This window comes from Streptomyces sp. ICN903 (assembly GCF_022015835.1).
GTDB lineage: Bacteria > Actinomycetota > Actinomycetes > Streptomycetales > Streptomycetaceae > Streptomyces > Streptomyces fenghuangensis.
The window spans coordinates 1-2,936 of record NZ_JAKMAY010000470.1 but is presented as its reverse complement, the minus strand read 5'-3'; the positions used below and the strand labels follow the sequence as shown (position 1 = coordinate 2,936).

At 73.5% G+C, this 2,936-nt stretch carries 2 protein-coding genes and 1 pseudogene; 1 reads left to right on the top strand and 2 read right to left on the bottom strand.

Annotated elements, in window-relative coordinates; genetic code table 11:
- On the bottom strand, positions 1 to 795 hold a 795-nt coding region (locus L7D48_RS27825; protein WP_237883709.1), incomplete at its 3' end, for a transglycosylase domain-containing protein.
- Between the two features lie 348 nt (positions 796 to 1,143).
- Positions 1,144 to 2,442 carry an SGNH/GDSL hydrolase family protein gene (locus tag L7D48_RS27820; protein WP_237883711.1) on the bottom strand — a complete coding sequence of 433 codons (1,299 nt, stop codon included), beginning with the start codon at positions 2,440 to 2,442 and terminating at the stop codon, positions 1,144 to 1,146.
- Positions 2,443 to 2,738: 296 nt separating this feature from the next.
- Between L7D48_RS27820 and L7D48_RS27815 the strand changes: the two are divergent.
- Positions 2,739 to 2,936: pseudogene (locus L7D48_RS27815) on the top strand (DUF445 domain-containing protein); the annotation flags it as partial.

Genomic DNA, 2,936 nt, shown 5'->3' with positions numbered 1-2,936 from the left:
CTTCGCGGCCGCGCGCTCGCGGGGGGTGAGCCAGCCCTCCTTGACCATGCCGTCGAGGACGTACTTCCAGCGGGCGACGGCGCGTTCCCTGTTCTCGGGGTGGGCGGCGACGTCGTAGAGGTTGGGGGAGTTGAGGAGGGCGGCGAGGTAGGCGCCCTCGGCGGTGGTCAGGTCGCCGGCGTCCTTGCCGTAGTAGGCCTGGGCGGCGGCCTGGACGCCGTAGGCGTGGCGGCCGAAGTAGCTGGTGTTGAGGTAGCCGGCGAGGATCTCGTCCTTGCTCGCCTCGCGGTCGAGTTTGAGGGCGATGAAGAACTCCTTCGTCTTGCGGGTCAGGGTCTGTTCCTGGCCGAGGTAGTAGTTCTTCACGTACTGCTGGGTGATGGTGGAGCCGGACTGCTTGCCCTCGCCCTGGAGCATGTTCCAGCCGGCGCGGGCCATGGCCACCACGTCGACGGCGGGCTGGTGGTAGAAGTCCCGGTCCTCGGCGGCCAGTACGGCGTGCCGGGTGCTCTCGGGGATGGCGTCGAGCTCCACGTTCTGGCGGTTGATGTCGCCGTCGCGGGCGAGCTGGGTGCCGTCGGAGTAGAGGTAGACGTTGTTCTGCGCGGCGGCCGCGGAGTTGGGCGCGGGGATCTCCACGAGCATGTAGCCGGTGATCAGGGCGCCCGCGCCGGCCAGGAGGGCCACCGCGGCGGCTGCCAGGAGTGTCTTCCGGGTGGGCAGCAGGCGCCGCGGGCCGGTGCGCCGCGGCCGGGGTTTCTGGTCGCCGTTGGGCTCCTCGGGCTCCTCGCTCATGACCGCAGGGCTCCTTGTCGGTATGGGAATCTCGTACCGTTTTCTGTGGATTGCCCCGTAGGACACTGTGGCATCATCCGCGCCGACGGGCGAGGCAGGTTCACACCGCTGGCCCTGCGCGATGCGGTGTGACGGTACGAACGACAGTGCGATCCGTTCGGTGGTCGGCCCGTCGGCGGCTGGCCGGCGGCACCGCGGGGCCGGCCGGGAGCCCGCACTCCGCCATCACCCGGAAGGGATCACCCGGGAGAGTGCCGGACGGCAGCCGCGAGCCGGCCGCCGGACCGGATACGGGCCGGCAGCGGGCGCGGGGGAGCGCGCCGGGAGCGCGCCGGGACCGCGTCGGGGTCAGAGCCTGGCCGGCGAGGAGCCCTTGAGGAGGTCCAGGTCCAGGGCTCCGGCCATCGCACGGTAGCCGCTGTCGCTGGGGTGGAGGTGGTCGCCCGAGTCGTAGACGGGCAGGAGCCGCTGAGGGGCGGCCGGGTCGCGCAGGGCCGCGTCGAAGTCGACGACCGCGTCGAAGACGCCGCCGCGGCGGATCTGCTCGTTGACCTGCTGCCGTACGGCCTCCAGGCGCGCGTTGTGCCTGCGGTGCCCGCCGAACGGCGTCAGCGTCGCCCCGATCACCCGCAGTCCGCGCCGGTGGGCGTGCTGGGTGATCCGCTCCAGGCCGTCCACGATCCTGCGGGGGTCGGTCTGCCGGGGCGTCTTGATGAGGTCGTTGATGCCGAGCTGGACGACCAGGACCTCGGCGCCGGTGCGGGAGAGCACGTCCCGCTCCAGCCGGTTCAGGGCGCTGGGCCCGTTCTTGGGGTCGGTGGGGGAGGCGTCGAGGAGGACCCGGTTTCCGCTGATGCCCTGGTTGAGGACGCTGTAGCGGGGGGCGCCGCGTTCGGTGCGCAGCCGGTCGGCGAGGAAGTCGGTCCAGCGGTGGTTGGCGCCGGGGCTGGAGGTGATGCCGTCGGTGATGGAGTCGCCGAGGGCCACGACGGCGGCCTCGGTCTCGTTCGTCCACACGTCCACGGCCGTCACGTGCCGCCAGTGGGTGGTCTGCTCGGTGTAGGGGACGCCGGTGGTGTCGGCGGCCCGGTCGCCGCGGGCCAGGTAGCTGGTCTGGCGCGCGTGGGGGTGGTGGGTGACGGCGCCGGAGCCGGTGGGCGAGTAGAGGGTGACGAGCAGGTCGGCGGCCGCGGGGACGTTCAGCCGCACCGCGTCGCTGGTGACGGCGGAGCCGACCGGGACGGTCACCTCGTTCCGGTCGCCGAAGGTCAGCCTGCGCATGCTGCCGGGTGCGGCGGCGGGGCTGCTGGGCTCGGCGGCCAGGGCGAGGGTGGCGTGGGTGATGGTCAGCGGGCGGGTGCCGAAGAGGTTGGAGAAGCGGACGCGGGCGGCGCTGCCGCCGACGGAGGTGTGCACCACGTTCCGCAGGGAGGCGTCCGGGTAGCCGTCCGGGGCGTTCGGCTCGGCGGAGGCGGGGGAGGCCGACCAGGTGCCCACCCAGGCACCGGAGGAGGCCGGCGCGGCGTTCTCCCCGCCCCGCGGGGCGGCGGTGTCCGGGGCCGCGCCCCTGACGCCGGCGCCGACGAACACGGCGCCGGAGACCAGGACCACGACGGCCGCGAGCCCTGCCAGCAGGGCGTATCCCATGTTCTTGCTCACGGGCGGCAGCCTCGCTCGTACACGGAAAGAGTCCCCCCTCGGGCGGTGCGGGCCCAGGTGTGCGAAGTGATCGGCGGTTTCCCCATGATCCCATGGCGGCAGGCGTGTTCCCGCCGGGTGGCCCCGCCTGTTACGCGATCGATGAAAGGGTGTGAGGCGGCCGGACCACGCGGGCCGCCGTGTTCGCGGTGCGGGACGCGGGCGGCGCGTTCGGCGTTCGGTGCCGTCGGGACGGAGGCCGCTTGCGACAATTGCGGCCGGGACGGCGCAGACGGGTGGAGACGATGGAGCGTACGACGACGGACGGGAAGAACGCCCGGGGCTCCGGGGCGGCCGGGGCGGCGTTCGACCCGGTGGCCTTCACGGAGGCCGACGAGGAGAAGCGGCGCGGGGTGCGCCGGATGAAGGCCATCGCGACCGGCGCGCTGCTGCTGGCGGCGCTGGTGTTCGCGCTGGCCACCTGGGCGGAGCGGGCGGGGGCG

Coding starts and splice junctions, on each gene's coding strand:
- L7D48_RS27820 (WP_237883711.1), bottom strand. CDS start 2,442: ATGGGATACGCCCTGCTGGCAGGGCTCGCGGCCGTCGTGGTCCTGGTC.